This window comes from Streptosporangium sp. NPDC000239 (genome assembly GCF_040300765.1).
In the GTDB taxonomy this organism is placed as follows: Bacteria; Actinomycetota; Actinomycetes; order Streptosporangiales; family Streptosporangiaceae; genus Streptosporangium.
In genome coordinates this window covers 185,207-211,469 of record NZ_JBEPEI010000008.1, presented here as the reverse complement: position 1 = coordinate 211,469, position 26,263 = coordinate 185,207, and the positions used below count along the sequence as shown (strand labels likewise).

Annotated in this window: 26 protein-coding genes; 19 read left to right on the top strand and 7 right to left on the bottom strand. The window is 71.9% G+C overall.

What is annotated here, in order from left to right; all coding sequences use genetic code 11:
- The first annotated feature begins 6 nt into the window (after positions 1 to 6).
- The 8 genes from ABT340_RS21785 to ABT340_RS21750 all read left to right on the top strand — a co-directional run bounded on the left by ABT340_RS21785 (position 7) and on the right by ABT340_RS21750 (position 10,034).
- Positions 7 to 1,119, top strand: a complete 1,113-nt coding sequence (locus ABT340_RS21785) for a sensor histidine kinase (protein ID WP_352012618.1) — start codon at positions 7 to 9, stop codon at positions 1,117 to 1,119.
- A complete protein-coding gene (locus ABT340_RS21780; RefSeq protein ID WP_352012617.1) occupies positions 1,116 to 1,826 on the top strand; it encodes a response regulator transcription factor in 711 nt (236 codons plus the stop codon). The genes ABT340_RS21785 and ABT340_RS21780 overlap by 4 nt, the downstream gene beginning before the upstream one ends.
- Before the next feature lie 213 nt (positions 1,827 to 2,039).
- Entirely contained in the window at positions 2,040 to 2,129 is a 90-nt protein-coding gene (locus tag ABT340_RS21775; protein WP_352012616.1) for a K(+)-transporting ATPase subunit F, read from the top strand.
- A complete protein-coding gene (gene kdpA / locus ABT340_RS21770) occupies positions 2,129 to 3,790 on the top strand; it encodes a potassium-transporting ATPase subunit KdpA (protein WP_352012615.1) in 1,662 nt (553 codons plus the stop codon). Before ABT340_RS21775 ends, kdpA begins: the two co-directional genes overlap by 1 nt.
- Before the next feature lie 2 nt (positions 3,791 to 3,792).
- Positions 3,793 to 5,946: a potassium-transporting ATPase subunit KdpB gene (gene kdpB, locus ABT340_RS21765; RefSeq protein ID WP_352012614.1), complete on the top strand. Its 2,154-nt coding sequence runs from the start codon at positions 3,793 to 3,795 to the stop codon at positions 5,944 to 5,946.
- A complete protein-coding gene (locus tag ABT340_RS21760) occupies positions 5,947 to 6,795 on the top strand; it encodes a potassium-transporting ATPase subunit C (protein ID WP_352012613.1) in 849 nt (282 codons plus the stop codon).
- Positions 6,796 to 6,828: 33 nt separating this feature from the next.
- Positions 6,829 to 9,369, top strand: coding sequence for a DUF4118 domain-containing protein (locus ABT340_RS21755; protein ID WP_352012612.1), 2,541 nt, complete (start codon positions 6,829 to 6,831; stop codon positions 9,367 to 9,369).
- The gene (locus ABT340_RS21750; protein WP_352012611.1) at positions 9,366 to 10,034 is read left to right on the top strand and encodes a response regulator; all 669 of its coding nucleotides are present in this window, start codon (positions 9,366 to 9,368) and stop codon (positions 10,032 to 10,034) included. The genes ABT340_RS21755 and ABT340_RS21750 overlap by 4 nt, the downstream gene beginning before the upstream one ends.
- Before the next feature lie 69 nt (positions 10,035 to 10,103).
- Here ABT340_RS21750 and ABT340_RS21745 read toward each other — a convergent pair whose 3' ends face one another.
- From ABT340_RS21745 to ABT340_RS21735, 3 genes are all read right to left on the bottom strand, one after another.
- A complete protein-coding gene (locus ABT340_RS21745) occupies positions 10,104 to 10,748 on the bottom strand; it encodes a 4'-phosphopantetheinyl transferase family protein (protein WP_352012610.1) in 645 nt (214 codons plus the stop codon).
- Positions 10,745 to 11,584 (bottom strand): metallophosphoesterase family protein, encoded by an 840-nt coding sequence (locus ABT340_RS21740; protein ID WP_352012609.1) that lies wholly within the window; start codon positions 11,582 to 11,584, stop codon positions 10,745 to 10,747. The genes ABT340_RS21745 and ABT340_RS21740 overlap by 4 nt, the downstream gene beginning before the upstream one ends.
- A 200-nt stretch (positions 11,585 to 11,784) precedes the next feature.
- A complete protein-coding gene (locus tag ABT340_RS21735) occupies positions 11,785 to 12,171 on the bottom strand; it encodes a hypothetical protein (protein ID WP_352012608.1) in 387 nt (128 codons plus the stop codon).
- 180 nt (positions 12,172 to 12,351) lie between these two features.
- On the opposite strand from ABT340_RS21735, the gene ABT340_RS21730 reads away from it, so the two are divergent.
- The 9 genes from ABT340_RS21730 to plsX all read left to right on the top strand — a co-directional run bounded on the left by ABT340_RS21730 (position 12,352) and on the right by plsX (position 19,795).
- The gene (locus ABT340_RS21730) at positions 12,352 to 12,969 is read left to right on the top strand and encodes a D-sedoheptulose-7-phosphate isomerase (RefSeq protein WP_352012607.1); all 618 of its coding nucleotides are present in this window, start codon (positions 12,352 to 12,354) and stop codon (positions 12,967 to 12,969) included.
- Positions 12,966 to 13,670 carry a D-sedoheptulose-7-phosphate isomerase gene (locus ABT340_RS21725; RefSeq protein ID WP_352012606.1) on the top strand — a complete coding sequence of 235 codons (705 nt, stop codon included), beginning with the start codon at positions 12,966 to 12,968 and terminating at the stop codon, positions 13,668 to 13,670. The genes ABT340_RS21730 and ABT340_RS21725 overlap by 4 nt, the downstream gene beginning before the upstream one ends.
- A 104-nt stretch (positions 13,671 to 13,774) precedes the next feature.
- Positions 13,775 to 14,596: a hypothetical protein gene (locus tag ABT340_RS21720; RefSeq protein WP_352012605.1), complete on the top strand. Its 822-nt coding sequence runs from the start codon at positions 13,775 to 13,777 to the stop codon at positions 14,594 to 14,596.
- Positions 14,593 to 14,766: a hypothetical protein gene (locus ABT340_RS21715; RefSeq protein WP_352012604.1), complete on the top strand. Its 174-nt coding sequence runs from the start codon at positions 14,593 to 14,595 to the stop codon at positions 14,764 to 14,766. Before ABT340_RS21720 ends, ABT340_RS21715 begins: the two co-directional genes overlap by 4 nt.
- A 60-nt stretch (positions 14,767 to 14,826) precedes the next feature.
- The gene (locus ABT340_RS21710; RefSeq protein ID WP_352012603.1) at positions 14,827 to 15,204 is read left to right on the top strand and encodes a hydrogenase maturation nickel metallochaperone HypA/HybF; all 378 of its coding nucleotides are present in this window, start codon (positions 14,827 to 14,829) and stop codon (positions 15,202 to 15,204) included.
- A 191-nt stretch (positions 15,205 to 15,395) separates the two neighbouring features.
- Positions 15,396 to 16,445 (top strand): polyprenyl synthetase family protein, encoded by a 1,050-nt coding sequence (locus ABT340_RS21705; RefSeq protein WP_352012602.1) that lies wholly within the window; start codon positions 15,396 to 15,398, stop codon positions 16,443 to 16,445.
- Entirely contained in the window at positions 16,442 to 17,902 is a 1,461-nt protein-coding gene (locus tag ABT340_RS21700; RefSeq protein ID WP_352012601.1) for a phytoene desaturase family protein, read from the top strand. Before ABT340_RS21705 ends, ABT340_RS21700 begins: the two co-directional genes overlap by 4 nt.
- A complete protein-coding gene (locus ABT340_RS21695; protein WP_352012600.1) occupies positions 17,899 to 18,834 on the top strand; it encodes a phytoene/squalene synthase family protein in 936 nt (311 codons plus the stop codon). Before ABT340_RS21700 ends, ABT340_RS21695 begins: the two co-directional genes overlap by 4 nt.
- Positions 18,827 to 19,795 (top strand): phosphate acyltransferase PlsX, encoded by a 969-nt coding sequence (plsX, locus tag ABT340_RS21690; protein WP_352012599.1) that lies wholly within the window; start codon positions 18,827 to 18,829, stop codon positions 19,793 to 19,795. Before ABT340_RS21695 ends, plsX begins: the two co-directional genes overlap by 8 nt.
- A gap of 14 nt (positions 19,796 to 19,809) precedes the next feature.
- On the opposite strand, the gene ABT340_RS21685 is transcribed toward plsX, so the two are convergent.
- Positions 19,810 to 20,451, bottom strand: coding sequence for a spheroidene monooxygenase (locus ABT340_RS21685; protein ID WP_352012598.1), 642 nt, complete (start codon positions 20,449 to 20,451; stop codon positions 19,810 to 19,812).
- 49 nt (positions 20,452 to 20,500) lie between these two features.
- Here ABT340_RS21685 and ABT340_RS21680 point away from each other — a divergent pair, with 49 nt between their 5' ends.
- Positions 20,501 to 21,127: a glycerol-3-phosphate acyltransferase gene (locus ABT340_RS21680; protein WP_352012597.1), complete on the top strand. Its 627-nt coding sequence runs from the start codon at positions 20,501 to 20,503 to the stop codon at positions 21,125 to 21,127.
- On the opposite strand, the gene ABT340_RS21675 is transcribed toward ABT340_RS21680, so the two are convergent.
- Genes ABT340_RS21675 through ABT340_RS21665 form a run of 3 tightly spaced genes read right to left on the bottom strand, consistent with a single transcriptional unit; the run spans position 21,060 to position 24,507 of the window.
- A complete protein-coding gene (locus ABT340_RS21675) occupies positions 21,060 to 22,205 on the bottom strand; it encodes a glycosyltransferase family 2 protein (RefSeq protein WP_352012596.1) in 1,146 nt (381 codons plus the stop codon). The two genes, ABT340_RS21680 and ABT340_RS21675, sit on opposite strands and share 68 nt — an antisense overlap.
- An 8-nt stretch (positions 22,206 to 22,213) precedes the next feature.
- The gene (locus ABT340_RS21670) at positions 22,214 to 23,677 is read right to left on the bottom strand and encodes a phytoene desaturase family protein (RefSeq protein WP_352012595.1); all 1,464 of its coding nucleotides are present in this window, start codon (positions 23,675 to 23,677) and stop codon (positions 22,214 to 22,216) included.
- The gene (locus ABT340_RS21665; protein WP_352012594.1) at positions 23,665 to 24,507 is read right to left on the bottom strand and encodes a carotenoid biosynthesis protein; all 843 of its coding nucleotides are present in this window, start codon (positions 24,505 to 24,507) and stop codon (positions 23,665 to 23,667) included. The genes ABT340_RS21670 and ABT340_RS21665 overlap by 13 nt, the downstream gene beginning before the upstream one ends.
- Before the next feature lie 894 nt (positions 24,508 to 25,401).
- Between ABT340_RS21665 and ABT340_RS21660 the strand changes: the two genes are divergently transcribed.
- Positions 25,402 to 26,208 (top strand): sterol desaturase family protein, encoded by an 807-nt coding sequence (locus ABT340_RS21660; protein ID WP_352012593.1) that lies wholly within the window; start codon positions 25,402 to 25,404, stop codon positions 26,206 to 26,208.
- Positions 26,209 to 26,263: the final 55 nt, after the last annotated feature.

The following is a 26,263-nucleotide window of genomic DNA, read 5'->3' as shown; positions in this document are numbered from 1 at the left end:
CGTGGCGTGACGACGCGACTCAGGGACACCACGATCGCCCCCGTTGTCCTGCGGGCCGGGGTGATCGTGTTGTTCCTGATCGCGCAGGCGGGTGCCGGGGCCGGGTTCGGCCTGTCGGGGGAGAGGCTCGCGGTCACGCTCCTGGCCTTCGCCGTCGCCGGGTTCCTCGCCGTGGCGATCCTGCCGTCGGCGACCGGGCCCTCGCCGCGCATGCCGCTCCTCGGGGTGCCGGTCAAGGTCGTGGCCCTCGGCCTGGCGGTGCTGCTCGCGCTCTGGCTGGAGATGGTGGCCGTCGACGGACCGGCCGTCGCGGTCCTGCTCTTCGGCGTGGGGACCGCCGCGGTCAGGTATCCCCTCGCCCGCTCGCTGCCGATCGGAGGGCTCGCGCTGGGCGGGCTGCTGGTGGCCGGGGCGGTGACCGGCGCCCTGGAGCGGGACCTCAGCCTGGCCTTCAGCCTCTGCATGGTCTTCATGATCGCCTACTCGATCAGGGAGCGCAGGGCCGCCAGGAGCGCGCAGGAGCGGGAGGCGGTGCTCGCCGAGCGCGCCCGTATCGCCAGGGAGATACACGACATCCTCGCCCACAGCCTGTCGGCGCAGATCGTGCACCTGGAGGGGGCCAGGATGCTGCTGCGCGCCGACCGGCCGGGAGAGGCCCTGGAGCGGGTCGAGCGCGCCGGTGACCTGGCCAGGAACGGGCTTGAGGAGGCACGAAGGGCCGTGTCCGCGCTGCGGGAGAACCAGCCGCCGCTGCCCGAGGCGCTGCGGAGGCTGGCCGAGGAGTTCCACGCCGCGACCGGGCAGGAGTGCGCCCTGCTGACGTCGGGCAGGCAGCGGCGGCTGCCACCGGAGACCGAGCTGGCGGTGATCCGCACCGCCCAGGAGGCGGTCACCAACGTGCGCCGGCACGCGCCCGGCTCCCCGGCGACCGTACGGCTCGGCTTCCACGGCGGCTCGTGCGAACTGGAGGTCACCAACCCCCTGGCGGACTCCCCGGGGACGCCCGGGGGAGGATACGGGATCGTGGGCATGCGGGAACGGGCCGAGCTTCTCGGCGGGACGCTGGAGTCGGGGGAGCGGGAGGGGATCTTCCTGGTCCGGCTGCGGGTGCCCGCGTGAGCGCCCGGGTGCTGGTGGCCGACGACCAGGCCGTGGTCCGCGAGGGGCTGGTCCTGCTGCTCGGCCTGCTGCCGGACGTCGAGGTGGTCGGCTCGGCCGGGGACGGGCTGGAGGCACTGCGGCTGGTCGCGGAACTGCGTCCCGACGTGGTGCTGATGGACCTGCGGATGCCGAGGATGGACGGGGTCGAGGCGACCCGGGAGATCCGTGCCGCCTTCCCCGCGACCCAGGTCGTGGTGCTGACCACCTACGCGGACGACGAGTCGGTCTTCGCCGCGCTGCGCGCCGGGGCGCGCGGCTTCCTCACCAAGAGCGCGGGCGCGGAGGAGATCGGCAGGGCCGTCGCGGCGGTCGTCAACGGCGACGCCCAGCTCGACCCCGGCGTGCAGCGCCGCCTGCTCAACGCCGTGATGGGGGAGCCGTCCCCGCCGCCGGGCCGTACCCGGCCTGCGGAGCGGGAGCGGCAGGAGCGGCGGGGGCGGGGGCCGCTGCCCGACGGGCTGACCCCGCGTGAGGCGGAGGTGCTGCGCCTCATCGCCAGGGGACTGTCGAACGCCGAGATCGCCGCCGTCCTGTTCATCGGCGAGGCCACCGTCAAGACGCACATCAACAACCTGTTCGCCAAGGCCCGGCTGCGCGACCGGGTCCACGCCGTCACCTACGCCTACCGCGTCGGCCTGGCGGAGCCGGAGACCGGCGGGGCGTAGGGAACGCGTCAATAAACGGTGCGAAGGCGTATGGAACCCATCAAGGCGCGCAAAAACCCATAAATCCCGCGATTTCCTTGTCGCATGGCCGCCAAACGGCGGCCGGGAACGTATGCGCCAACAAGGAGTGAGGATGGCCGACGTCATCTTCGTCGCCCTGACGATCGCGATCTTCGCGGTCCTCGGGCTCGTCGTCAAGGCGGTGGAACGGCTGTGAGCGCCGTCAACGCCATCGGCCTGGTCGTGGCCGTCGTGCTGGCGGCCCTCATGGTCGCCGCCCTGTTGTTCCCGGAGCGCTTCTGATGTCACCGGCCCTGTCGGGGATCGTGTTCATCGCCTCCCTGATCGTCGCCCTCGCGGTGGTCCACCGCCCGCTCGGCGACTACATGTACCGCGTCTACACCGCCCCCGGGCACCTGGCCGCCGAGCGGGTGATCTACCGGCTGGCCGGGGTCCGTCCCGAGGCCGGGCAGCGCTGGAGCGCCTACGCCCGCGCCGTGCTCGCCTTCTCCGCGGTCTCGGTCCTGCTGCTGTACGGCCTGCAGCGCCTGCAGGAACGGCTGCCGCTGAGCCTGGGCATGCCCCCGGTCACCGGCCACGTCGCCTGGAACACCGCGGTCAGCTTCGTCACCAACACCAACTGGCAGGCCTACTCCGGCGAGTCCACCATGGGACACCTGGTGCAGATGGCCGGGCTCGCGGTGCAGAACTTCGTCTCGGCCGCGGTCGGCATGGCCGTGGCGATCGCCCTGGTCCGCGGCTTCGCCCGCGGCCGGAGCGAGGAACTGGGCAACTTCTGGGTCGATCTCGTACGCGGCTCGGTCCGCATCCTGCTGCCGATCGCCTTCGTCGGGGCGCTCGTGCTGGTCGCGGGCGGCCTGGTGCAGAACCTCGCCGCGCCGTACGAGGTGACCACCCTGACCGGCGGCACCCAGGCGATCACCGGTGGCCCGGTCGCCAGCCAGGAGATCATCAAGGAACTCGGCACCAACGGCGGCGGTTTCTACAACGCCAACTCCTCCCACCCCTTCGAGAACGCCACCGGCTGGACGAACTGGGTGGAGATCTTCGCGATCCTGCTGATCCCGTTCGCGCTGCCGCGCACCTTCGGCCGCCTGGTCGGCGACCGGCGGCAGGGATACGCGATCGTCGCGATCATGGCCACCCTCGCCGTCGTCAGCGTCGCGGTGCTGACCGGCCTGGAACTGGCCCACAACGGCACCGTCCCGCAGGCTGTCGGTGCCGCGACCGAGGGCAAGGAGGTGCGCTTCGGCGTCGCGAACTCCGCGACCTTCGCCGCGGCCACCACGCTCACCTCGACCGGCGCCGTCAACTCCTTCCACGACTCCTACACCGCGCTCGGCGGCATGGTCACGATGGTCAACATGATGCTGGGCGAGGTCGCGCCCGGCGGCGTCGGCTCCGGTCTGTACGGCATGCTGGTACTGGCCGTGATCACGGTGTTCGTCGCCGGGCTGATGGTCGGCCGCACCCCCGAGTACCTGGGCAAGCGGATCGGCGCCCGCGAGATCAAACTCGCCTCGATGTACTTCCTGGTCACCCCCGTCCTGGTGCTCGTCGGCACCGCGCTGGCGATGGGCTCGTCCGAACAGCGCGCGAGCATGCTCAACGGCGGGCCGCACGGCCTGTCGGAGGTGCTCTACGCCTTCACCAGCGCCTCGAACAACAACGGCTCGGCCTTCGGCGGCCTGACCGTCAGCACGCCGTGGTACGACACCGCGCTCGGGCTGTGCATGGCGTTCGGCCGGTTCCTGCCGATCGTGTTCGTGCTGGCCCTGGCCGGCTCCCTGGCCCGCCAGGACCCGGTTCCGGTCTCGGCGGGCACGCTGCCGACCCACCGGCCGCAGTTCGTCGGCATGGTCGTCGGAGTGACGGTCGTCCTGGTCGCGCTGACCTTCCTCCCCGCCCTGGCGCTCGGCCCGCTCGCAGAAGGAATCCGGTAGACGTGTCCACCCCAACGCTCCAGGCCCCGGCCCCGGGGAGCCCGCGCAAGGAGAGCCGGGTCGGCGGCGGCCTGCTCGACCCCGCCCAGCTGATCACCTCCCTTCCCGCCGCGTTCACGAAGCTCAACCCGGCCACGCTGTGGCGCAACCCCGTCATGTTCGTCGTCGAGGTCGGCGCGGTCTTCACCACCGCCCTCGCGATCCTCGACCCCTCGTTCTTCGCCTGGGCCGTCGTGGTCTGGCTCTGGCTGACCGTGCTCTTCGCCAACCTCGCCGAGGCCGTGGCCGAGGGCCGGGGCAAGGCGCAGGCCGCCACACTGCGCGCCGCCAAGCGCGACACCGTCGCCCGCAGGCTCAGGGACTGGCGGCCCGGCTCCGAGGAGCCCTCCTACGACCAGGTCGGCGCGCCCGAACTGCGGCAGGGCGACCATGTGGTCGTCGAGGCGGGGGAGATCATCCCCGGCGACGGTGACGTGGTCGAGGGCATCGCCAGCGTGGACGAGTCGGCCATCACCGGCGAGTCAGCGCCCGTCATCCGCGAGTCCGGCGGCGACCGCTCCGCCGTCACCGGCGGCACCAAGGTCCTCTCCGACCGGATCGTCGTACGGATCACCCAGAAGCCCGGGGAGAGCTTCATCGACCGGATGATCGCCCTGGTCGAGGGCGCCGACCGGCAGAAGACCCCCAACGAGATCGCCCTCAACATCCTGCTGGCCGCGCTGACCGTCATCTTCCTGACCGCGACCGTCACCATGCAGCCCCTGGCCATCTACTCCAAGGCCGTCAACCCCGGGGTCCCCGACTCGCTCGCCCTGACCGCCGACGGCGTCAGCGGGATCGTGCTCGCGGCCCTGCTGGTCTGCCTCATCCCCACCACGATCGGCGCCCTGCTGTCGGCGATCGGCATCGCGGGCATGGACCGGCTCGTGCAGCGCAACGTGCTGGCCATGAGCGGCCGCGCGGTCGAGGCCGCGGGGGACGTCTCCACGCTGCTGCTGGACAAGACCGGCACCATCACGCTCGGCAACCGGCAGGCCGCCGAGTTCGTCCCGGCGCCCGGCGTCTCCGCCGAGGAACTGGCCGAGGCGGCCCAGCTGTCCAGCCTCGCCGACGAGACCCCGGAGGGCCGCTCCATCGTCGTGTTCGCCAAACAGGCCTACGGCCTGCGTGAACGCGCCCCCGGTGAGCTGGCCCACGCCGAGTGGGTGCCCTTCACCGCCCAGACCCGCATGTCCGGGGTCGGGGTGGACGGCCGCCAGGTCCGCAAGGGCGCGGCGACCGCGGTGATGAAGTGGGTGCGCGACCACGGTGGCCACCCGACCGGCGAGGTCGGCGCGATCGTGGACGCCGTCTCCGCCTCCGGAGGCACCCCGCTGGTCGTCGGCGAGATCACGGGCGGCCCCGGTGGCACCGCCAGGGTGCTCGGCGTGATCCACCTCAAGGACGTCGTCAAACAGGGCATGCGCGAACGGTTCGACGAGATGCGCAGGATGGGCATCCGCACCGTCATGATCACCGGCGACAACCCGCTGACCGCCAGGGCCATCGCCGACGAGGCCGGGGTCGACGACTTCCTGGCCGAGGCCACCCCGGAGGACAAACTCGCGCTGATCCGCAAGGAACAGCAGGGCGGGCGGCTGGTCGCGATGACCGGCGACGGCACCAACGACGCCCCCGCCCTCGCCCAGGCCGACGTCGGGGTGGCCATGAACACCGGCACCTCCGCCGCCAAGGAGGCCGGGAACATGGTCGACCTGGACTCCAACCCCACCAAGCTCATCGAGATCGTGGAGATCGGCAAGCAGCTGCTCATCACCCGGGGCGCGCTGACCACCTTCTCCATCGCCAACGACGTCGCCAAGTACTTCGCGATCATCCCGGCGATGTTCGCCGCCGTCTACCCGGGCCTGGACGCGCTCAACGTCATGCGGCTGGCCGGCCCGCAGTCGGCGATCCTGTCGGCGGTGGTGTTCAACGCGATCGTCATCGTCGCGCTCATCCCGCTGGCCCTGCGCGGGGTGCGCTACCGCCCGGCCAGCGCCTCCAGGCTGCTCAGCCGCAACCTGTGCGTCTACGGCCTCGGCGGCGTCGTCGCGCCGTTCGCCGGAATCAAAGTCATCGACCTGCTCATCCAGTTCCTTCCAGGGATGTCTTAAATGGAACGCCTGCCCGGCTGGCTCAGCCGTCACCTCGCCGCGCTGCGCGCGCTGCTCGTCCTCACCCTGCTCCTCGGGCTGGCCTACCCCCTTCTCGTCACCGGAGTCGCCCAGGCCGTGTTCGGCCACCAGGCCGACGGATCCCCCGTCCAGAAGGACGGCCACGACGTCGGCAGCGAGCTGATCGGCCAGAGCTTCACCGACGCGGACGGGACTCCCGTCAGGAGGTACTTCCAGAGCCGCCCCTCCGCCGCGGGCGACGGCTACGACCCGCTGGCCAGCGGCGCGAGCAACCTGGGCCCCGAGGACGTCCTGGACGTCCTCCCCGTACCGGGTGACGCCGGTAGGCCGTCCCTGCTGACGCGGGTCTGCGCCCGCTCCAGGGCGGTCGGGGAGCTGGAGGGCGTCAGCGGCGGCAGGCCGTACTGCACGCCGGACGGGGTCGGCGCGGTGCTGAAGGTCTTCCCCGCGACCGGCACCCCCCAGCGGGTGGTCAGCGCCAACCAGGCCTGCCCCGTCACGCCGTTCCTCACCGCCTACCAGGGCGTCAGGGTCACCTGCGCCAAGCCGGGGGAGGACCTGTCGGCGGGCCGTACGGTCCCGGTCCGCGGCACGGGGATCGCGGTCGTGCCCGCCGACGCCGTCACCGCGAGCGGCTCAGGGCTCGACCCGCACATCTCCGTGGCCTACGCCGAACTCCAGGCCCCCCGGGTGGCCAGGGAACGCGGCCTGGGCGTGGCGCGGGTCAGGGAACTGATCAGGGAGCACACGACCGGCAGGCCCCTGGGCTTCATGGGCGAGGCGGCGGTCGACGTCCTGGAACTCAACCTCGCCCTCGACAGGGGATGATCGTAGGAAGAGGCGAGAGGAGATGAGCGGGCGATGAACGGGGCGCGCGGGAAACTGCGGATCTACCTGGGCGCGGCCCCCGGCGTCGGCAAGACCTACGCGATGCTCGACGAGGGGCACCGGCGCCTGGGACGCGGCACGGACGTGGTCGTGGGGCTCGTCGAGACCCACGACCGGCCCCGCACCGCGGCGCTGCTCGACGGCCTTGAGACCGTCCCCCGCGCGACTCTGGTCCACCGGGGGGTGAGCTTCACCGAGCTGGACGTGGACGCCGTCATCGCCCGCAAACCGAAACTGGCGCTGATCGACGAGCTGGCGCACACCAACGTGCCCGGCTCGCGCAACGCCAAGCGCTGGCAGGACGTCGAGGAGATCCTGGACGCGGGGATCGACGTCATCTCCACCGTCAACATCCAGCACCTGGAGTCGCTCAACGACGTCGTCCAGGAGATCACCGGCGTTCCGCAGCGCGAGACCGTCCCCGACGAGGTGGTACGGCAGGCCGACGCCGTACAGCTGGTGGACATGGCGCCGGACGCGCTGCGCCGCAGGATGGCCCACGGCAACATCTACCTTCCGGAGAAGGTGGACGCGGCCCTGTCGAACTACTTCAGGGTCGGCAACCTCACCGCGCTGCGGGAGCTGGCGCTGCTGTGGGTCGCGGGCAAGGTCGACGACCAGCTCGACCGCTACCGCGCCGAACACGGCATCGCCGGGACCTGGGAGGCGCGCGAACGCGTCGTGGTCGCGCTGACCGGCGGCCCCGAGGGCGACACCCTGGTACGGCGGGCCGCCAGGATCGCCGCCAGGACCAAGGGCGCCGATCTGCTGGCCGTCCACGTCACCCGTTCCGACGGGCTGAACGGCACCGACCCGGCGCACCTGGCCCGCCAGCGCGCCCTGGTGGAGAGCCTGGGCGGCACCTACCACCAGGTGGTCGGCGACAGCGTCCCGCGCGCGCTGCTCGACTTCGCCGGTGGGGTCAACGCCACCCAGCTCGTGCTCGGCGCCTCCCGCAGGGGACGTTTCGCGCAGCTTTTCTCCCGGGGGGTCGGGGTCACGACCACCGCCATGTCCGGCTCCATCGACGTCCACATGATCACGCACGGCGAGGTGGGCAGAGGAGCCGGGCGCGACCGGCCGAGGGCGGCGCTCACCCGAGGACGCAGGATCGCGGGCTGGGTCATGGCGCTGCTGGGCATCCCGGCGATCACCGCGCTGCTCGCCCCGCTCAGGGACGGCCTGAAGCTGTCGAGCGCGATCCTGATGTTCCTGCTCATGGTGGTCTGCGTCGCCCTCGCCGGAGGGATGTGGCCCGCGGTCACCGCGGCCGTCGCCGGGTTCATGCTGCTCAACTACTACTTCACCCCGCCGGTCGACCGGTTCACCATCGCCGACCCGGAGAACATCTTCGCGCTCAGCGTCTACGTGCTGGTCGCCGTCATGGTCAGCGCGGTGGTCGACCTGGCCGCCAGACGGACCAGGGAGGCGGCCAGGGCGAGCGCGGACGCCGAGGTGCTGTCCACCCTGGCGGGACACGTGCTCAGAGGGGAGGCGGCGCTGGCTTCCCTGCTGGCGCGGCTGCGTGAGACCTTCGGGCTGACCTCCGTCACGCTGCTCGAACGCACCGGCGAGCCCGCCCCCGACGACCGCTCCGAGCCCGCGGCGTGGCGGATCGCGGCCACCTCGGGAGGGCCGCCCTGCGCCACCCCCGGCGCCGCCGACACCGACGTGGTGATCGACCGCGACCTGGTGCTCGCCGCGCGCGGCAGGCTGCTCGACGCGGCCGACCGCAGGGTCCTGGAGGCCTTCGCCGCGGAGGCGGCCGTCGCCCTGCGCCAGGAGCGGCTGCGGCGTGAGGCGGACCTGGCCGGGCCGCTGGCCGAGGCCGACAGGATGCGCACCGCGCTGCTCGCCGCCGTCAGCCACGACCTGCGCACCCCCCTGGCCTCGGCCAGGATCGCGGTCGACAGCCTGCGCAGCACCGAGATCGACTGGAGCGAGACGGACCGGCGGGAACTGCTGGCCACTGCGGACGAGTCGCTGGTCAAGCTCGACCGGCTGGTCGCCAACCTGCTCGACATGAGCCGCCTGCAGGCGGGGGTGCTCGGACTGGCCCTCGAACCCGTCGCGGTGGGGGAGGTCGTCCCGCGCTCCGTCGACGACCTCGGGCCGCTCGGCGAGCGTGTCGAGGGCGACATCCCGCCCGGCCTGCCCGAGGTCGTCGCCGACCCGGCCCTGGTCGAGCGGATCCTGGTCAACGTGATGTCCAACGCGGTGCGTTACACCCCGGGAGACCACAAGGTCCTGGTCACCGCCAGCTCCTACGGCGACAGCGTCGAGGTCCGCGTCATCGACCGGGGCCCCGGCGTGCCGAGGGAGGCGCACGACCGGATCTTCATGCCCTTCCAGCGCCTGGGCGACCGCGACAACCACACCGGTGTCGGCCTCGGCCTCGCCCTCTCCAGAGGGCTGGCCGAGGCGATGGGCGGGACGCTCACGCCGGAGGAGACACCAGGGGGAGGCCTCACCATGATCCTGAAGCTGCCCATCGCCCCCGAGGAGCGGACATGACCCGCGTCCTCGTCGTCGACGACGAACCGCAGATCCTGCGCGCGCTGCGCATCAACCTCCTGGCCAGGCACTTCGAGGTCGCGGTCGCCGACGGCGGCGGCGCCGCCCTGCGCGAGGCCGCCGACTGGCACCCCGACCTCGTCGTCCTGGACCTCGGGCTGCCGGACATCGACGGGATCGACGTCATCCACGGGCTGCGCGGCTGGACCAAGGTGCCGATCATCGTGCTGTCCGGACGGGCGGGCAACCAGGACAAGGTCGAGGCCCTGGACGCCGGGGCCGACGACTACGTCACCAAGCCGTTCAACATCGACGAACTGCTGGCCCGCATCAGGGCCGTCACGCGCAGGACCACCGTCCACGAGGCTGAACTCGCCCGCGTCGAGGTCGGCGCGCACGTGGTCGACCTGGCGGGCAAGACGATCTCCGGAGGGGTACGGCTGACGCCGACCGAGTGGCAGCTGCTGGAGATCCTGCTGCGCAACCCGGGCAAGCTCATCAGCCAGCGCCAGCTGCTGACCGAGGTCTGGGGCGCCGCCTACGTCAGGGAGACCCACTACCTGCGCCAGTACATGGCCCAGATCCGCAGGAAACTGGAGCCCGACCCGGCCCGCCCGGTCCACCTGCTCACCGAACCCGGCATGGGCTACCGCTTCCAGCCCTGAACGAACCCCGTCCTGGAAGGGCGGGCGACGGGACAGCACCGTAATCCTGAAAAATCAGGAAAAGGCGGCTCATGCCGTGCGGGGGCGTGCGATGGCCGTCATCAGCAGGCCGCCGGACACCAGCCACCGGCCGTCGAACCCCGTCAGCGGGCGCCCCTCGACCAGCGGGCCCTCGACGAGGATGCGGGCGCTGAAGACGCCCGAAGGGTCGAAGGTGACGTGGGCCTCCTCGAAGCCGAGCCAGCGCCGGGCCAGGGGGTACCAGGCCTTGTAGACGCTCTCCTTGGCGCTGAACAGCAGCCGGTCCCAGTGCACGTCCCCGCCGAGCAGTTCGAGCTCCTTGCGTTCGCCCTCCGAGGAGACGGCCCCGAGCACGTCCTCGGGGAGCGGCTCGTGGGGCTCGGCGTCGATGCCGACGGTCAGGGCCTCAAGAGAGACGGCGGCGGCGCGGTAGCCCGCGCAGTGGGTGATGGCGCCCGTCACCCCGCCGGGCCACGTGGGTGCCCCGCGCTCGCCGGGCAGGATCGGCACGGACGGCAGTCCGAGATCGGCCAGCGCCCGCCTGGCGCAGTGGCGCGCGGTGGTGAACTCGATCCGCCGTTTGCCGACCGCGCGGGCGATGACGGCCTCCTCCTCGGGGAACAGCGTGGCCTCGGGCGGGTCGTCGAAGGCCTCGGCGCTCGCCACCCAGGACGGCAGAATCCTGTCGATCACGAGGCCGCCCCGGGGGAGGACAGGATCAGGCGCGGCCTGCCGGGCGGGGTCGGCCGGGGCCGCCACTCACGGGGATAGCCGAGGGAGACCTCCTCGAAGCGCACGCCGTCGTGCCAGGTCGTCCTGGGGATGTGCAGATGGCCGTAGACGACCGCGGCGGCGTCGAAACGCAGGTGCCAGTCGGCGGTCAGCTCGGTGCCGCACCAGATCGCGAACTCCTGGTGCCGCAGGATCCTGGTCGGCTCACGGACCAGCGGATAGTGGTTGACGAGCACGGTGGGCACGCCCTCGGGGCGTCCGGCGAGCCTGCGTTCGGTCTCGGCGATCCTGGCCCGGCACCAGGCGGCACGGGAGGGGTACGGGTCGGGGTGCAGGAACATCTCGTCGGTGCACACCACCCCCTTCTCGTACGCCAGGGCCAGCGCCTCCTCCTCGGTCGCCGCGCCGGGCACCCGGAAGGTGTAGTCGTAGAGCACGAACAGCGGGGCGACGGCCACCGGCCCGCCGGGCCCCTCCCACACCGGGTAGGGGTCCTCGGGGGTCACCACCCCCAGGTTCTGGCAGACCTTCACCAGGTGCCGGTAGCGTTCCTCGCCGCGCAGCTGGACGGGGTCGCTGGGATGGGTCCACAGCTCGTGGTTGCCCGGCGCCCACACGACCTTCGCGAAGCGCTCGGAGAGCAGGCGCAGTGCCCACTCGACGTCGGCGACCGCCTCGGAGACGTCCCCGGCGACCAGCAGCCAGTCGGAGGGGGAGTCCGGCCGCAGCCCCTCGACGATCCTCCGGTTCTCCTGGTATCCGATGTGCAGGTCGCTGATGGCCAGCAGCGAGGTCATGCTTGCACCGTCCTCGGTGGTTCAGAGGTCTCCCGGGCCACGGCGGCCCGGGGTCGTCCGCCGGGGCGGGCCCACGCGGCCGCGCCGTACGGCGTCGCCGCCTCCGTCCCCGTCCGCCCCGATGCCAGGAAGATATCCGGAACCCCCGCGATCACCAAGAGGGTGGGTTCGGGGAGCCACGGCCGTACGGCATGGGCGGGTCAGGGCGGGCGCCGGTCCCCGGAGAGGGTGAGGGCGCGTTCCAGCAGGCCGAGCAGCCGGGTGTGCTCCCGGCCGCCGCGCTGTTCCGGGGGAAAGGTGTTCAGCGCGGCCCGCAGCCAGCAGGCGGCGACCCCCGGAGCCGACTCCATGACCGCCGCGGCGGCCTCGCCCAGGGCCGTCAGGTGCTCGTGCTCCGTACACGCGGGCGTGGGTCTCGCGGCGGTGCCCCGGCCCGTCCCCTCGTGGGGCGAGCCCGACCGCGGCCGCGCCCGTCCTCCGTGCGCGGTTCTCTCACATGTGGTTCTCTCACGCGCGGTGCCGACCCGCTTCCACCGGACCGCCGACTTGTCGCCCGCCACGCCATCACCCGACCAGACCGACTCCATAATGTCAATATTACCTACCGATTTATAGGGTATATCTGCGACGTGTGACTTCGGGAGCGGGAGGCCGGTGGCGGCATGCCCATGATCAGACCTTTACCCCGGTTTGCAGCGCCGGAGGTGTCGGCGTCTCGGACACGCGTCGTAGCCTGACGACTACCGCGGACAACGGAGCGTTCACCCATGCCAGTGACATCGACCATGCATCCGGCTGTCGGCGCGGCCTTCCTCAGACGCGACCGCGCGGGCCGGGCACTCGCGGCGGACGCCGAACGCGTCGCCCTGGCCTGCCGTGAGATGGCGTCGCGGTTCCGCAGGGGCGGAAAACTGATCGTCTTCGGCAACGGCGGCTGCGGCACGGACGCGGCCCACATCACCGCCGAGTTCATGCACCCGGTCATCGTCGGCAGACGGACGCTTCCCGCGCTGGCGCTGAGCAACGACTGCGCGACCGTCACCGGGGTGAGCGGAAGGGAGGGCCTCGCCGAGGCCTTCGCCCACCAGGTGCGCCGCTGGGCGGACCCGGCCGACATGGCGCTGGGGATCTCCCGCGACGGCCGCTGCGAGAACGTGCTGCGCGGTCTGGAGACGGCGGGGGAACTGGGCCTGCTGACCGTCGCGCTCACCGGGGGCGACGGCGGGATCACGGCCGGGCGGGGCGTTGCCGACCATCTGCTGACGGTCGACTCCGACGACCCCGCCGTGGTCAAGGAGGTCCACGTGACCCTCTGCCACCTGCTGTGGGAACTGGTCCACGTGTTCTTCGAGAAGGCGGGACCCGTGGGCGAGGGAGCGCGATGAGCACGCTTGAGGATCCCGCCGCCGGGGCGGTGCCCGCCCTCTACCCCTTTCCCGCCCCGGGACGGCGGATCGCCGCCCCCGCACGATCCGACTCCGCCGCGGCGCTGGCCGAGGCCCGCAGGTCGGCCGAGGAGAAGGCGGCCGAGATCGTACGGCTGCGCTGGCAGGTCGCCGAGGTCGCGGGCGACGAACTGGCCGAGTGCGCCCAGGAGATGGCCATCAGGTTCGCCGCGGGAGGCAGGCTGTTCGCCTTCGGCAACGGTGGCGGCAGCACCGACGCCCAGCAGGTCGCGACCGCCTTCCTGCACCCGGCCTACGGCCTGTCGCTGCCCGCCCTCAGCCTGACCGGCGACGTCGCCGTGGTCACCGCGCTCTCGAACGACGTGGGCTTCGAGGCCGTCTTCGCGCGTCAGCTGGCCACGCTCGGAAGGCGCGGCGACATCGCCCTCGGCCTGTCCACGAGCGGCGGCTCCTTCAACGTCCTGCGGGCCCTGGAGGAGGCCGCGCACCAGGGCATGCTCACCATCGGGCTGGCCGGGGACCAGGGCGGCAGGATGGCCGGGCTCGGCCTGCTCGACTATCTCTTCGTCATCCCGTCGTCGTCGGCGCACCGAGTCCAGGAGGCCCAGGCGACGGTCTACCACGTGCTGTGGGAACTCACCCAGCGAGCGCTCGGGGTGAACCCGCCGGGCACGGGCTGAGGGCAGGCGGCGACAGGACAGAGACACAGGACAGAGACACAGGACGGTGGCACAGCGGCGACGGGGTATCGGCGGGCGACGGGCGCGAGGTGGCGGGAGGCGGCATGACGGCGTGGACCGGAGACGGGATCCCCTCCGGCGTGCCCGCGCGGATCGCCCGCAGGGTCGCCGACGCCGTGCTGTACCGGGACCGATCGCCCGCGGCCCCGGGGGAGCGGCCGGGAACGCTGGTGCCGCCGGGACGTCCCGAGGAGGAGGGCACCTCGTGGAGCATGACCGAGTGCCTGCTCGAACGGGCGCAGGACGCCTCGGTCCACCTGTGCCTGCGCTTCCTGCACCTCAGGAGGTGCGGTGTCGAGCGCACCCGGCCGGAGTCCGGGGAGGGGACCTTCCTGTCCTACGACGAGGCGACCGAGCGCGAGATCGGAGTGTCCTTCCCGCTGGCCGTACTGCTCGGCGGGGAGCGGACGACGGAGGTGAACGTCCCCGGGGACCGCTTCACCGAGCAGATCCGCGGCCCCCGCGGCGGACCGGAGGGGCGGGTGGTCTGCGAGCACCTGCCGTTGGACGCTGCCCTCACGATGAGCGCCGAACGCCTGGCCGGGCCGTGCGGGCTCATCCGGTTGCGTGTCGTGGCGCGCAACACCGCGCTCCTGATCGGGCGGGGGGTCTCGGGCGAGTACGCGCTGCGGCGGTCGCTGCTTTCGGCGCACCTGATCGTCGAGACGGACGGCGGGGGCTTCGTCTCGCTCGCCGATCCCCCCGAATGGGCCGGGCCGTTCGCCCGTGCCTGCCGCAACGAGCACACCTGGCCCGCGCTGGTCGGTGAGCCGGGGCACCGTGACGCGGTGCTTTCTTCGCCCGTGGTCCTGCCCGACCACCCGGACGACCCCGCGCAGGCGGGGGATGAGGAGGCCATCGCGTGAGGAGCTTCGCCATGGGAGGAGGACTGCCGCGACGGCCGCTGACCGCGGTGACGACAGCGGCGACGACGGTGGTGACGAGGGCGCTGGTGACGGGAGCCGGCTGGGTGGTCTACCGGGTCCTGCCCCGTCTCGGGCGCCGGGGCGGCCGCCCGGAGAACGGTGGGACGTGACACTCCGCGCGGCGGGAAGCCGCTGAGGAACAGGACAAACCGGGAACGAGGGAATCGGGCATGCACGAGTTCGGGGTCGCGGAGGCGATCCTCATCGCGGTCGAGGAACGCGCGGAGGGCCGGAGGGTGGGCCGGGCCAGGGTGCACGCGGGCGCCCTGCTCCGGGTGACGGAGCCGGAGATCAACCACGCCTTCGCCAAGGTCGCGGAGGGCTCGCTGGCCGAGGGGGCGAAGGTGGAGCTGCTCATCGTCCCCGCCCAGCTCATCTGCCGCAGGTGCGGCCAGACCGCGGCGGCGTTCGTCCCGCGCTCCGTCTGCGTCGAGTGCGACGGCACCGACGTCGAGACCGTGGGCGGCGACGACCTCTTCCTCGACTCCGTCCAGTTCCTGGAGTCCGCCCAGGCCGCCGGGCCCGTGGACGTGCCGGAGCACGCTTGACCACACCAGGGCGTTTTATGGCCTTTTTTGCGACTTCTTGCGTGATGGGGTGATTTATTAGCACGGAGCCCGGGGATGGATCGTCAGGGAATGCGATGATCATGGCCCATTCCGGCTCGCTCTCCGGTAGGCGCATCCGAATGCGGTTGCGGCTGCGAAGTTACCCCCAACAAGACAGAGGAGCGACGCCCATGGCCACCGTCACCCGCGAAACCGATCATCTTCGCGAGCGGATGAGCCGCTACCTGGACGAGTTCCTGGAGCGGGAGACAGCGGAGATGGCCTTCCTGGGTGAGGACCTCGACTTAATACGGCACACCCTGCTCGGTTTCGTCCGCCAGGGCGGCAAACGTCTCAGGCCCGCCTTCGTCCACTGGGGGCACCGGGCGGCGGGCGGCGAACCAGGGGACGAGGCCGTGCTCGCCGCGGGCTGCGCGGTCGAGCTCGTGCACGCGTGCGCGCTGATCCTCGACGACGTGATGGACGAGGCGGAGACCCGGCGGGGGAGGCCCGCCGTACACCTCGCGCTCGCCGAGCACCACGGCGGACGGGGCTGGCGGGGGGACGGGCGGCGTTTCGGGGAGTCGGCCGCGACCCTGTTCGGCATGCTCGCCTACACCTGGGCCGACGCGGCGCTGCTGCGCGCCGGGCCCCACCTCACCGACACGTTCGAGGTCTTCACCCGGATGAGGACCGAGGTCGTCGGCGGCCAGTATCTCGACCTCGCCTACGCCGCCGGGGGAGCGAGCAGCCCGGTCGAGGCCGCTCGGGTCGCGACGTACAAGTCGGCCAAGTACACCATCGAGCGCCCCCTGCACCTCGGCCACGCCGTCGCGGGCGGCGACCCGAGGCGGCGCGCCCCGCTCAGCGCCTACGCCCTGCCCCTCGGGGAGGCGTTCCAGCTGCGCGACGACGTGCTCGGTGTCTTCGGCGACCCGGAGGTCACCGGCAAACCCGTCGGCGCGGACCTGCGCCAGGGCAAACACACCTGGCTCACCGCGACGGCCAGGGAGCGGGCGGGCCGGTACGACGCCGCGCTGCTCGACGACGTCCACGACGAGGCGGACGTCGCGGCGGCCCGACGGCTGATCGTCACCACGGGAGCCCTGGAGACGGCCGAGGAACGCATCACGGACCTGGTATCCCTGGCCAGGGCGGCCCTGGACGAGGCGGACCTGCCGGCGGAGGTCGTGCGCGGGCTCGGCGAGCTGGCCGACCTGGCGACGCGGAGGCGGGCGTGAGCCCGGTCGTGGTCGTCGGCGCCGGGCTCGGCGGCCTGGCGGCGACGGTCAGGCTGGCCGCGGCGGGCAGGGACGTCACGCTCGTCGAGGCCAGGGACGTGCCTGGAGGCTGCTGCGGCTCCGTGAGCCTGGACGGCTACCGCTTCGACACAGGTCCCTCCGTGCTGACCATGCCGCAGGTGCTGGCCGACGTCTTCGCCGCGGCAGGGCACGACATGGAGAGCCTGCTGCCGCTGCGGCGTCTGGACCCCTACTACCGGCTGCGTTTCCACGACGGTTCCCACCTGGACGTGGTCGCCGGCCGGGACGCCATGGCCGAACGGGTACGCGAGCTGTGCGGAGCGGCCGAGGCCGACAGGTATCTCCGTTTCAGGGCGAGGCTCGGCGAGCTCTTCACCGCGGAGTGGCACGACTTCATCGACCGTGACGTGACACGGTTGCGGAGCCTGCTGCGCCCTCTCGCCCTGGCGAGGCTGGCCTCTCTGGGGGGTCTGCGACGCCTCGACCGGCTCGTCAAGGCCCACCTCACCGACCCCAGGCTGATCAGGGCGCACACCTTCCAGGCTCTGTACGTGGGGTTGTCCCCTCGTCAGGCCCTCGGCATCTACGCCGTGATCGCGCACATGGACACCGTCGGCGGTGTCTTCTTCCCCGCCGACGGCGGCATGCACGCCATCCCGCGGGCACTGGCCGACGTGGCGCGGAAGGCCGGGGCACACATCAGGTACGGCACGCGGGCCGTCAGGGTAGAGACCGGCCACGACGGGGTCCGCGCGGTACGGCTCGACACCGGCGAACGCCTGCCCGCCCGGCACGTCGTGGTCGCCTGCGACCTGCCCGGCGCCCATCAGGGGCTGCTGCCGCCCGAAGCGAAGGACTGGCGTCTGCGCCGCCCCCGTTTCTCCCCCTCGTGCCTGGTCATGCACTTCGGCCTCGACCGGAGGCTGGCCGACCAGGCTCACCACACGCTGCACTTCGGCAGCGACTGGGACTCCGGCTTCTCCGCCCTGCGCGCGGGCAGGCCACAGCCCGACCCCAGCCTGCTGGTCACCTACCCCGAGTCCGACTCCTCCGCCGCCCCCGAGGGCCACGCGACACTCACCGTGCTGGAGCCGACCGCGAACCTGCGTGGCGAAGGAGACTGGACCCGTCTGACCCCGTACCTGCGCGAACGTCTGCTCGGCAGACTGGCCGGCCTCGGCTACGGCGACCTTTCGCAGGACTCCCGGCTGACCTTCGACCCGCCCGCCTGGGCCGGGCTCGGCCACTCGGCGGGCACCCCTTTCGCCCTGGACCACCGCCTCACACAGACGGCCTGGTTCAGACCGGCGGGCGCGGCCGGCCGTGTCCCCGGCCTGCACTTCGCTGGAATGCACACCGCCCCCGGCGTCGGCGTGCCGCCGGTGCTGATCTCCGGCAGGCTGGCCGCGGAACGCATCCTGAGGACACCCCGATGACCCTGGCTCCTCCGGTGACGCTGACCACCAGCTACGAACTCTGCCGCAGACTCAACGCCCGCCACGGCCGCTCCTACTACCTGGCGACCCGGCTGCTGCCGGCCTGGAAACGTCCCCACGTACACGCCCTGTACGGTTTCGCGCGCCGTGCCGACGAGATCGTGGACTCTTTCGCGATGACCGGGGACCGGGCGGCCGCGCTGGACGGGTTCGCCGTACGTACGGCCCGCGCCCTCGCGGGTGTCCCCCAGGACGATCCGGTGCTTCCGGCGTTCGCGCAGACCGTGCGCTCGTTCGGCATCGACCACGGCGACATCGAGTCCTTCCTCGCCTCGATGCGGGCCGACCTGACCGTCAGCCGCTACACCACCTACGACGACCTGCTCGGCTACATGGAGGGGTCGGCGGCGGTCGTCGGCACCATGATGCTGCCGGTTCTGGAGGCGCTGCCCGGCATGGTGGAACGGGCCCGCGAACCCGCCAGGCAGCTCGGGTTCGCCTTCCAGCTGACGAACTTCCTGCGTGACGTGTCCGAGGACCTGCGACGTGGCCGGGTCTACCTGCCGCTGGAGGACCTGGAGAGGTTCGGGGTACGGGTCGCAGACCTGGGGTGGCCCACCCCCACCCGCGCCCTGCGCGAGCTGCTGGCCTTCGAGACCGAGCGGGCTCGTGAGCACTACAGACGCGCGGCCGAGGGGATCGACCTGCTGATCCCCTCCTCCCAGCCGTGCGTCCGCGCCGCCCACGAGCTGTACGGCGAGATCCTCAGCCGTATCGAGGCGGCCCGCCACGACGTCCTCGGAGCCAGGGCGGTCGTGCCGCTGGGCCGCAGACTGGCCGTCTTCACCCGGCACCTGTACGCGGCCTGTGTGGCGGACAGGGCCGAACGCCGGGTGGTCACCCGGAGTCCCCAAGGAGGGCGCGATGCCTGATCCGGTGGCCGTCGACGCCATGGGCGGAGACCACGGCCCAGCCGAGACGGTCGGTGGCGCGGTCGTGGCCAGCCGCGAGTACGGCGTCCCCGTCGTGCTCGTCGGCAGATCCGGGGAGATCCGCCGGCACCTGGCGCGCCACGGCGCCCTCGGGGAGATCGGCGTGGTGCACGCGGAGGAGGTGATCCCGATGGACGAGCCGGGCGCGGCGGCCACCGAGGCCGCCTCAAGCCTGAGGATCGGCTGTGAACTGGTCGGGCGGGGCGACGCCTCGGCGTTCGTGTCCTCGGGCCCGACCGGGGCCGTCGTGGCGTGCGCCGTCCGGGGCATCGGCAGGGCGCCGGGCGTGCTCAGGCCCGCCCTGGCCGTCGCCCTGCCCTCGATGACCGGTGGCGCGACCGTGTTGATCGACGCCGGGGCGACCGCCGATCCGGTGCCGGAGATGGTCGCCCAGTTCGCGGTGCTCGGCACCTCCTACGCCCGGCTGGTCCTCGGCGTGCCGGACCCGTCCGTCGGCCTGCTGTCGATCGGCTCGGAACCCGGGAAGGGGAACCGGGTGACCCGTGGGGCGGGGGAGCTGCTGTCCAGCCTGCCCCTGCGCTTCCACGGCAACGTCGAGGGACACGATGTGCTGGCCGGGACCGTGGACGTGATCGTCACCGACGGGTTCACCGGCAACATCGTGCTCAAGAACGTCGAAGGGACGGTGCGCGCGGCGCTCACCCTGGTCGCGGAGGGGGGAATCGCCACCTCCGAGGCGTTGCGTGAGGTCACCCGCCGCTATGACCCCGAAACCCACGGCGGGGCGGCGCTGCTCGGTCTGCGCGGCACCGTCGTCGTCGCGCACGGCGCGTCCGGGGCTGCGACGATCGCACGGGCCTGCGTGCTCGCCCGTGCCCTGGCGGACGGCGGCGTCACCGGCCGCCCCGGGGACTGGCCCGCCGCCGAGTCCGTTCGATGAGCCGGGCGCTCCCCTCAGGCGATGGGGTCGGCGCCGTTCCAGGTCCCCTCACTGGCGTACGGCGCGAACCGGGCGAACAACTCCTCGGAGTACCACCGCTGTGCCCTGGTTCGCTCGATCACCTCCCGATGCGCCCGTCCCCGGTAGGCGAAGTCCCGTACCGCGCCCGTGTCGCGCCACAGCGAGAACGTCGCCTGTCTGGCCAGCGGCCACTCGCCGACGCCGACGCAGGCCAGACAGCCGTCCTGGCCCAGCAGGAGACGGTCGACCCGGGGAACGGACCGGTAGAACGCCACCAGCCGGGACGGCCGGATCGACGCCCGGGTGAGTACGGCCACCGGCCCGCCGCCCGCCGCGTCGTCTCCGCCCGCCTCCGGTATGCCGGAGCCGAACGGTTCGACGCCACCCCACCTCCCACGCGAGGCCAGCGGCCTCAGCCGTACCTGCCATGCCTCCACGGCCCGCCCGCGCCAGCGCGCCACGATCGGGGAGGTCGCGAGGAAGCCGTCGAGGGCGGCCTCGTGCCGCCAGACCGCGAACAGAGCCCAGCGGCGCAGGTCCGCGCCCAGGCTCATCGACGCGCCACGGCCGGTGCCGAGCAGCCGCCAGAACACCAGCCCGTCGGTGCCCGTGAGTGAAGGCCGGTCGAAGGCCATGTGACCGACAGCCCCCAGATCCGCATATCTGATGAGATGGAATGAGGCGATGACTCCCGGACCGCTCTGCGCGCTGGTGGCTCTCATCGGCGGCTACCTCCTGGGATCCGTGCCGGTCGCCGTACTGGTCGGGCGGACCCACGGCTTCGATCCCCGCGAGGCGGGGGACCGCAACCCCGGCTTCTGGAACGTCATGCGAAGTCTCGGCCGGCGGGCCGCCGTACCCGTCTTCGCGGGCGACACCCTCAAGGGCACGCTCGCCGCAGGGCTGGCCCTGGCGGTGAGCGGCGCGCACACCACGGGGACCGGCGTGGTCGCCGGCGGCGGCGTCGTGCCGGTGTACCTGGCGGTGGCCGCCGCGATGGCCGGGCACGCATGGCCGGTGTTCGCCGGATTCAGGGGCGGCCGGTCCGTCCTCACCTTCGTCGGCGGCTTCGCCGTGATCTGCCCCCCGGCCTTCCTGCTGGGCGTCGTGGTCCTGGTCCTGGCCGCCCTGACGGCGCGTTCCTTCGCGGTCGGGGCCAGGGTCGCGGTTTTCGGCCTGCCGCTCCTCCAGCTGTTCTTCACCCCGATCGGGCAGGTGGCCGCGACGGGGGCGCTGATGTGTCTCATCGGCCTTCGTTTCGGACAGGCCGCCCGGTCCTCCCACACGGGCCGGGCGGCGGACGGTACGTGAGAGCGCCCATCTCGGCGGCGGGGTAGCGGCGGCCCCGCCACGAGCGCACGGGGCGCAGCGTCGCCTGCGTCAGCCGTACGGCCGTCAGCGGATCCAGCAGCGGAGAAAGCAGCACGCCGGGCCCCGGTACGGCGTAGTTGCCGCGCAACGCGCGGGCCAGCAGTGTCCGCGCGGCCAGCAGTCCCAGATCGAGACGGGTCGGCCTGCCGGAGAGCAGCCGCAGGACGGGCAGGGCGGTCGTCAGCCAGACGACCGCCAGGTCGGCGACCTGCCAGCCGGGCCCGGTGACGTCGCGCAACGGCAGCGACCTGCCCCACTCACGCCACACCCCGGCGGCGGACTCGTGCATGTCCACCTCCAGCAGCCCGCCCGCGTCCAGGAAGGCGACCGCCCAGCCGTCCGCCGCGAGGAGCCTGGCCAGCGCCACGTCGTCGGTCATGTGCCCGCGCACCCTGCCGAACCCGTCCGCCTCCAGCATCGCCGTACGGCGGAAGGCCATGCACTGGCCGTTGGCCACGACCCGGTGGGGAGGCGGTGGCGTTGACGGCCCGATCGGGCCGAACCGGTAGACCAGCGTCGCCAGGAAGGAGGCGTGCAGTGCCTGCTCGGCGACCCCGTCGCAGACGAAGCGCGGACCCGCGCTGACCAGGTCGTGGTGCGCCAGGGCGGCGGTGAGCGCCCCGACCAGGCCGGGGGCGGGCCTGGTGTCCGCGTCGAGGGTCACCACGACGTCGTTGACCGCGGCCGTGACCCCCTGCCGCAGCGCCCACTGCTTGCCGACCCAGCCACGGGGCGGCGGCGTGCCCGCGACGACCCTGGCGCCAAGCCCGGCCGCCAGGGCGGCGGTGCCGTCCCGTGACTCGTCGTCCACGACGACGACCTCGGCCACCGCGGGATCGGCCAGGAGCGCCTTCAGGCAGGGACCGATGCGCTCCTCCTCGTCGCGGGCCGGTACGACCACGGAGACCGGCGTATCCGTCGTCGTGGGACTCAGCCGAGGCAGGCGGTCACGGCCGCGGGCGAGCCGCACCGCGGCGGTGACCGCGGCCGCCGCCTGGAGCACGGTCAGTGCCCTCATCGGAGTCCTCATCGGCGCGTCCGGATACGCGGACGGCGGGCGTCCTGCTTCAGGGAGAAGTCCTCCTCCACGAGCGAGGCCACGATGCGACCGCCCAGCGTCACCAGCGGCAGCCCGCCGCCGGGATGCGCGGAACCGCCGACCAGGTAGAGGCCACGTCTGGGCCCTCTGTTGCCCGGACGCCTGAAGGGCGCCAGCGGGCCGTCGTAGGCGCCGCCGTAGATAGCCCCGCCCCATGCGCCGTAACGGTCCCGCAGATCGGCGGGGGTGAACAGGTCGACGAAACGCAGCCTTCCCGACAGGTCGTGACCACGCGCGGCCAGGCGTTCCAGAACCAGGTCCCGGTAGGCGGGCGGCGACATCGGCCAACGCAGCGGATCACGGGCGGGGACGTTGACCAGCATCACCCAGTTCTCCGCGCCGTCCGGTGCCTGCGACGAGTCGTCGACGGCCGAGCAGCCGACGTAGACGGTCGGATCCTCCGCGGGCCTGTGCCGCTCGAAGATGTCGGCGAACTCCCGCCGGTAGTCGGCTGAGAAGACCACCGAGTGGTGCGCCAGGCCTTCGGTCCTGCCCTCGACGCCGGCCAGCAGCAGGAACGCCGAGGACGACCTGCCGAGCCTGGCGATCCGCCGCAGCCGCCGCCGGTCAGGCAGGAGCCGCCCGTACAGCGCCGCCGCGTCGACGTTGGCGATCACCACGTCGGCCCGCTCGCGTTCTCCCGAGGCGAGCCGCACTCCCAGGACCCGCTCCGAGTCGGCGAGCACGTCGGTGACCCCGGTGCGCAGTGTCACCTCGACCCCGGCCTCCTCAAGCCGTGCCCGCAGGGCGTCCGCCAGACGGGGCAGGCCGCCACGCACGTACCAGCCTCCCTGCCCGTGTTCGAGGGCGGGGACGCATCCCAGCGCCGCCGGAGCCCGGTAGGGGTTCGCCCCCGCGTAGGTCGCGTACCGTCCCGTGTACTGCCGCAGGCGGGGATCGGTGAAGAAACGCCTGGCCAGACCGTCGAGCGTACGGCCTGGCGCGACCGCGAACAGGTCGGACAGTCGTGCTTGCGCGGGCGGCCGGTCGATCGGGCCCGCGAAGAACGTGCGGTGCGACGCCTCAAGACAGGTCCGTCCCCAGCGGTGGAAGGCCAGCCAGTTTCGGCCCTCCCCGGGCGCGAGCCGGTCGACCTCCGCGGCCATGGCGCCGGGATCACGGCGGGCCGTCAGCACCGAGCCGTCGGCGAAGCGGTAGCGGCACAGTTCCCGGGGTTCGACGAGGTCGAGGCCGAGCCCGGCGAACAGATGCGGCATGGTCAGCAGCGACGGGCCGAGGGAGAAGGCGAAGCCGTCACGCCGGTGCTCGGCCAGCTTGCCGCCGAGGCGGTCAAGCCGCTCGTACAGGCGCACCCGGTGGCCCCGCCCTGCCAGCAGAAGGGCGGAGACCATCCCGCCGACGCCGCCTCCCACCACGATCACGTCTGCCACGCGCGGCTCCTTCTTCTGACGCCCGACCAGGCGGCCACGGCGAAGCACCCCATGCAGGCCCCTCCCAGGACGGCCACCAGGGGGTCGGGCGGGGTGAAGACCACCGCGAAGCCGACCGTCTCCATCAGGGCCATCACGGTGTAGAGACCCACGAGTCCCGCGCTCGTCGTGGCGCCTGCCGCGGTGATTCCGTCGATCAGGACCATGACCAGCAGCGAGACCAGCAGCCAGCCGGCGAAGTTGCTCAGCGGGACACCGCGGTAGGGCCCGGGGACATGCCAGGTCCACAGGCCGAGCCGCGTCATCTGCGGGTCGAGGAACAGGTCCCAGGCGGTGAGCGCGCAGGCGCCGAGCACGATCCGTGTGACCCGGCCGCCCCTTGAAACCGTGGTGGCGGCCAGTGCCGTCGCGTGCGCGGCCAGTCCCATGCCGCCCCAGGCGAGCGCCACGATCACGGGCACCCCGCCCGGCTGCGGCCAAAGGACGTCGGTGTAGGCGTAGCCGCCGAACGGCAGCCCTGTTCTGACGCCGACCCACTCGGCGGCGTATCCCGCCGCGGCCGCGGCGCAGAGGGCCGCAGAGGCCCTGAACGGACCGTACGTCCCGGCGGCGAAGGCCAGGGCACAGACCGTGAGCAACAGCACGATCAGACCGGTCAGCCGGGCGGGCCGGGAGTCGAGACCGGACACGACCTGCGCCGCGACCATGACGGTCAGCAGGATCCCGCCCGTCGCATCCGGAAGGGAGGGTCTGGCGCGCGGGGCGCCCCGGGCGTCCGTCGTCGCGCCAGGACCCGGCCGTCCGCTGCTCATCTTCTCGCTGTGCCCCACGAACGGTCATTCGAGCGTTGCCCCATGGTCAGATTCACTTTGGCCTTCCGGAGTCCGTCCCTGTTCCCCACGGTGTTCCCTCCACCCGTGCCGCTCAGTGCCGCTCAGTACCGCTCCGTGCCGTTCCGCGCGGAGCGGCGCACCGGGTGCGGGAGGGGGAACGGCGGGTGTCGCGGCCGAAACTTTTTCGGAAATCCGGGACGAGGTTATCCGCCGCCACGAATACACATCAAAGGTTGGCGCGAAATATTAAGTTAACCAATGGTTTACATGGTTTGCACTGCATGCACCTTATGTCCATTACTTGCTCATGTAAAATCAGAAAGGGTTGTCCGTAAATCCGATTTGGGACTGAAAGAATAGATTATTAACTGCGCCCGCAAACCCGGGTTTCTGTCATTGCTTCTATGGGTTGAGGGTGGCCTGCAAAAAATCTGGTCCGCGTCATATTGATTCCGGTTGGTGCCTGTGGTTACGTCTGAATGTCGAACGATGGGGGATGAATTACCGCATTGTCCGAACATGGGAAAATTGTCGACAGCCCAAATCTGCCCAGGTCAAAGCCATTTTGGAGTACTGTGACGTTGTCCGGACTCTTGATAGAGGGATGTCATGAGCGAGAGCGTCTTCGGGGGAGGGGGGGTGAAGATGACGGGCTTCGGGGGAGCTCTCCCGTTCCGCCGGAGGTCGCCGCCGTGATTTCCGTATCCGCCGTTCCTTTGACCGATTTGCGGTCGTTCGAGTCTTTTTAGGTGGATGCGTGGCATGGGTATTATGTTCGAACAAGTGTCGCAACGGCGGCGAAGGTTAAACAGTTTCACGTTTCCGGCGCGCCGTCTCGTGCGCCGTTGCGCCTACCCCGTCCTTCTCGTCGCCGTCGTTTCGACAGCCGTGGTGGCCATAGGCCGCCACCTGGATTTCGGTCAGGTCAGCGCTCTTTTCCTGGCCGGCACGATCGCATACCTCGCACTGCTCGAACGGGTGGTCCCCTACGAGCGTGGCTGGCATCCCGACCGCCGCGAATGGGGCTGGTACGGTCTCTACCTCGTGCTGACGCTCGCCACCAGCAGCGTGGCGCAGTTCCTGGTGACGACCCTCGTCGGCGTCCTGGCGGTCCGGGTCCCGATGATCCCCCTGTGGGCGGAGATCCCCACGGCCCTTCTCGTCGGCTCGCTGGCCAGTTACGTGGTCCACCGGCTCGCGCACACCCGCCCCCTGTTGTGGCGCCTGCACGGTGTCCACCACGTCCCCGAGAAGGTCAACGTCGCCAACAACGGCGTCAACCACGCCTTCGACGTCCTGTTCGAGCAAGGGATCGTGCAGCTGTCGCTGGCGCTGGCCGGCTTCTCCCAGGAGGCGGTCTTCGCGGTCGGCCTGTTCGTCGTCGCGCAGGGCTACTTCGTACACGTCAACGCCGACATCCGCATCGGCCGGCTCAACTACGTCTTCGCGAGTCCAGAGCAGCACCGTCTCCATCACAGCACCGACCTGTCGGAAGCCGGTCACTACGGCTCCGACCTGTCGATCTGGGATCTCATGTTCGGCAGCTTCACATGGCGTTCCGGCCGCACACCGGTCGCCGTAGGGCTGACGGACCCCGCGTCCTTCCCCAGGACGGACGCAGTCCTTGCCACCTTCTCCCACCCCTGGCGCCGACGCCCCGCAGTGTCGTCGCCGGAGGCCGGTGGCCCGGCCGCCTGACCAGGCCGGGAACGCGCGCCGTACGGGCGCGTCCACTGTTGTCCGCTTTCCCCTC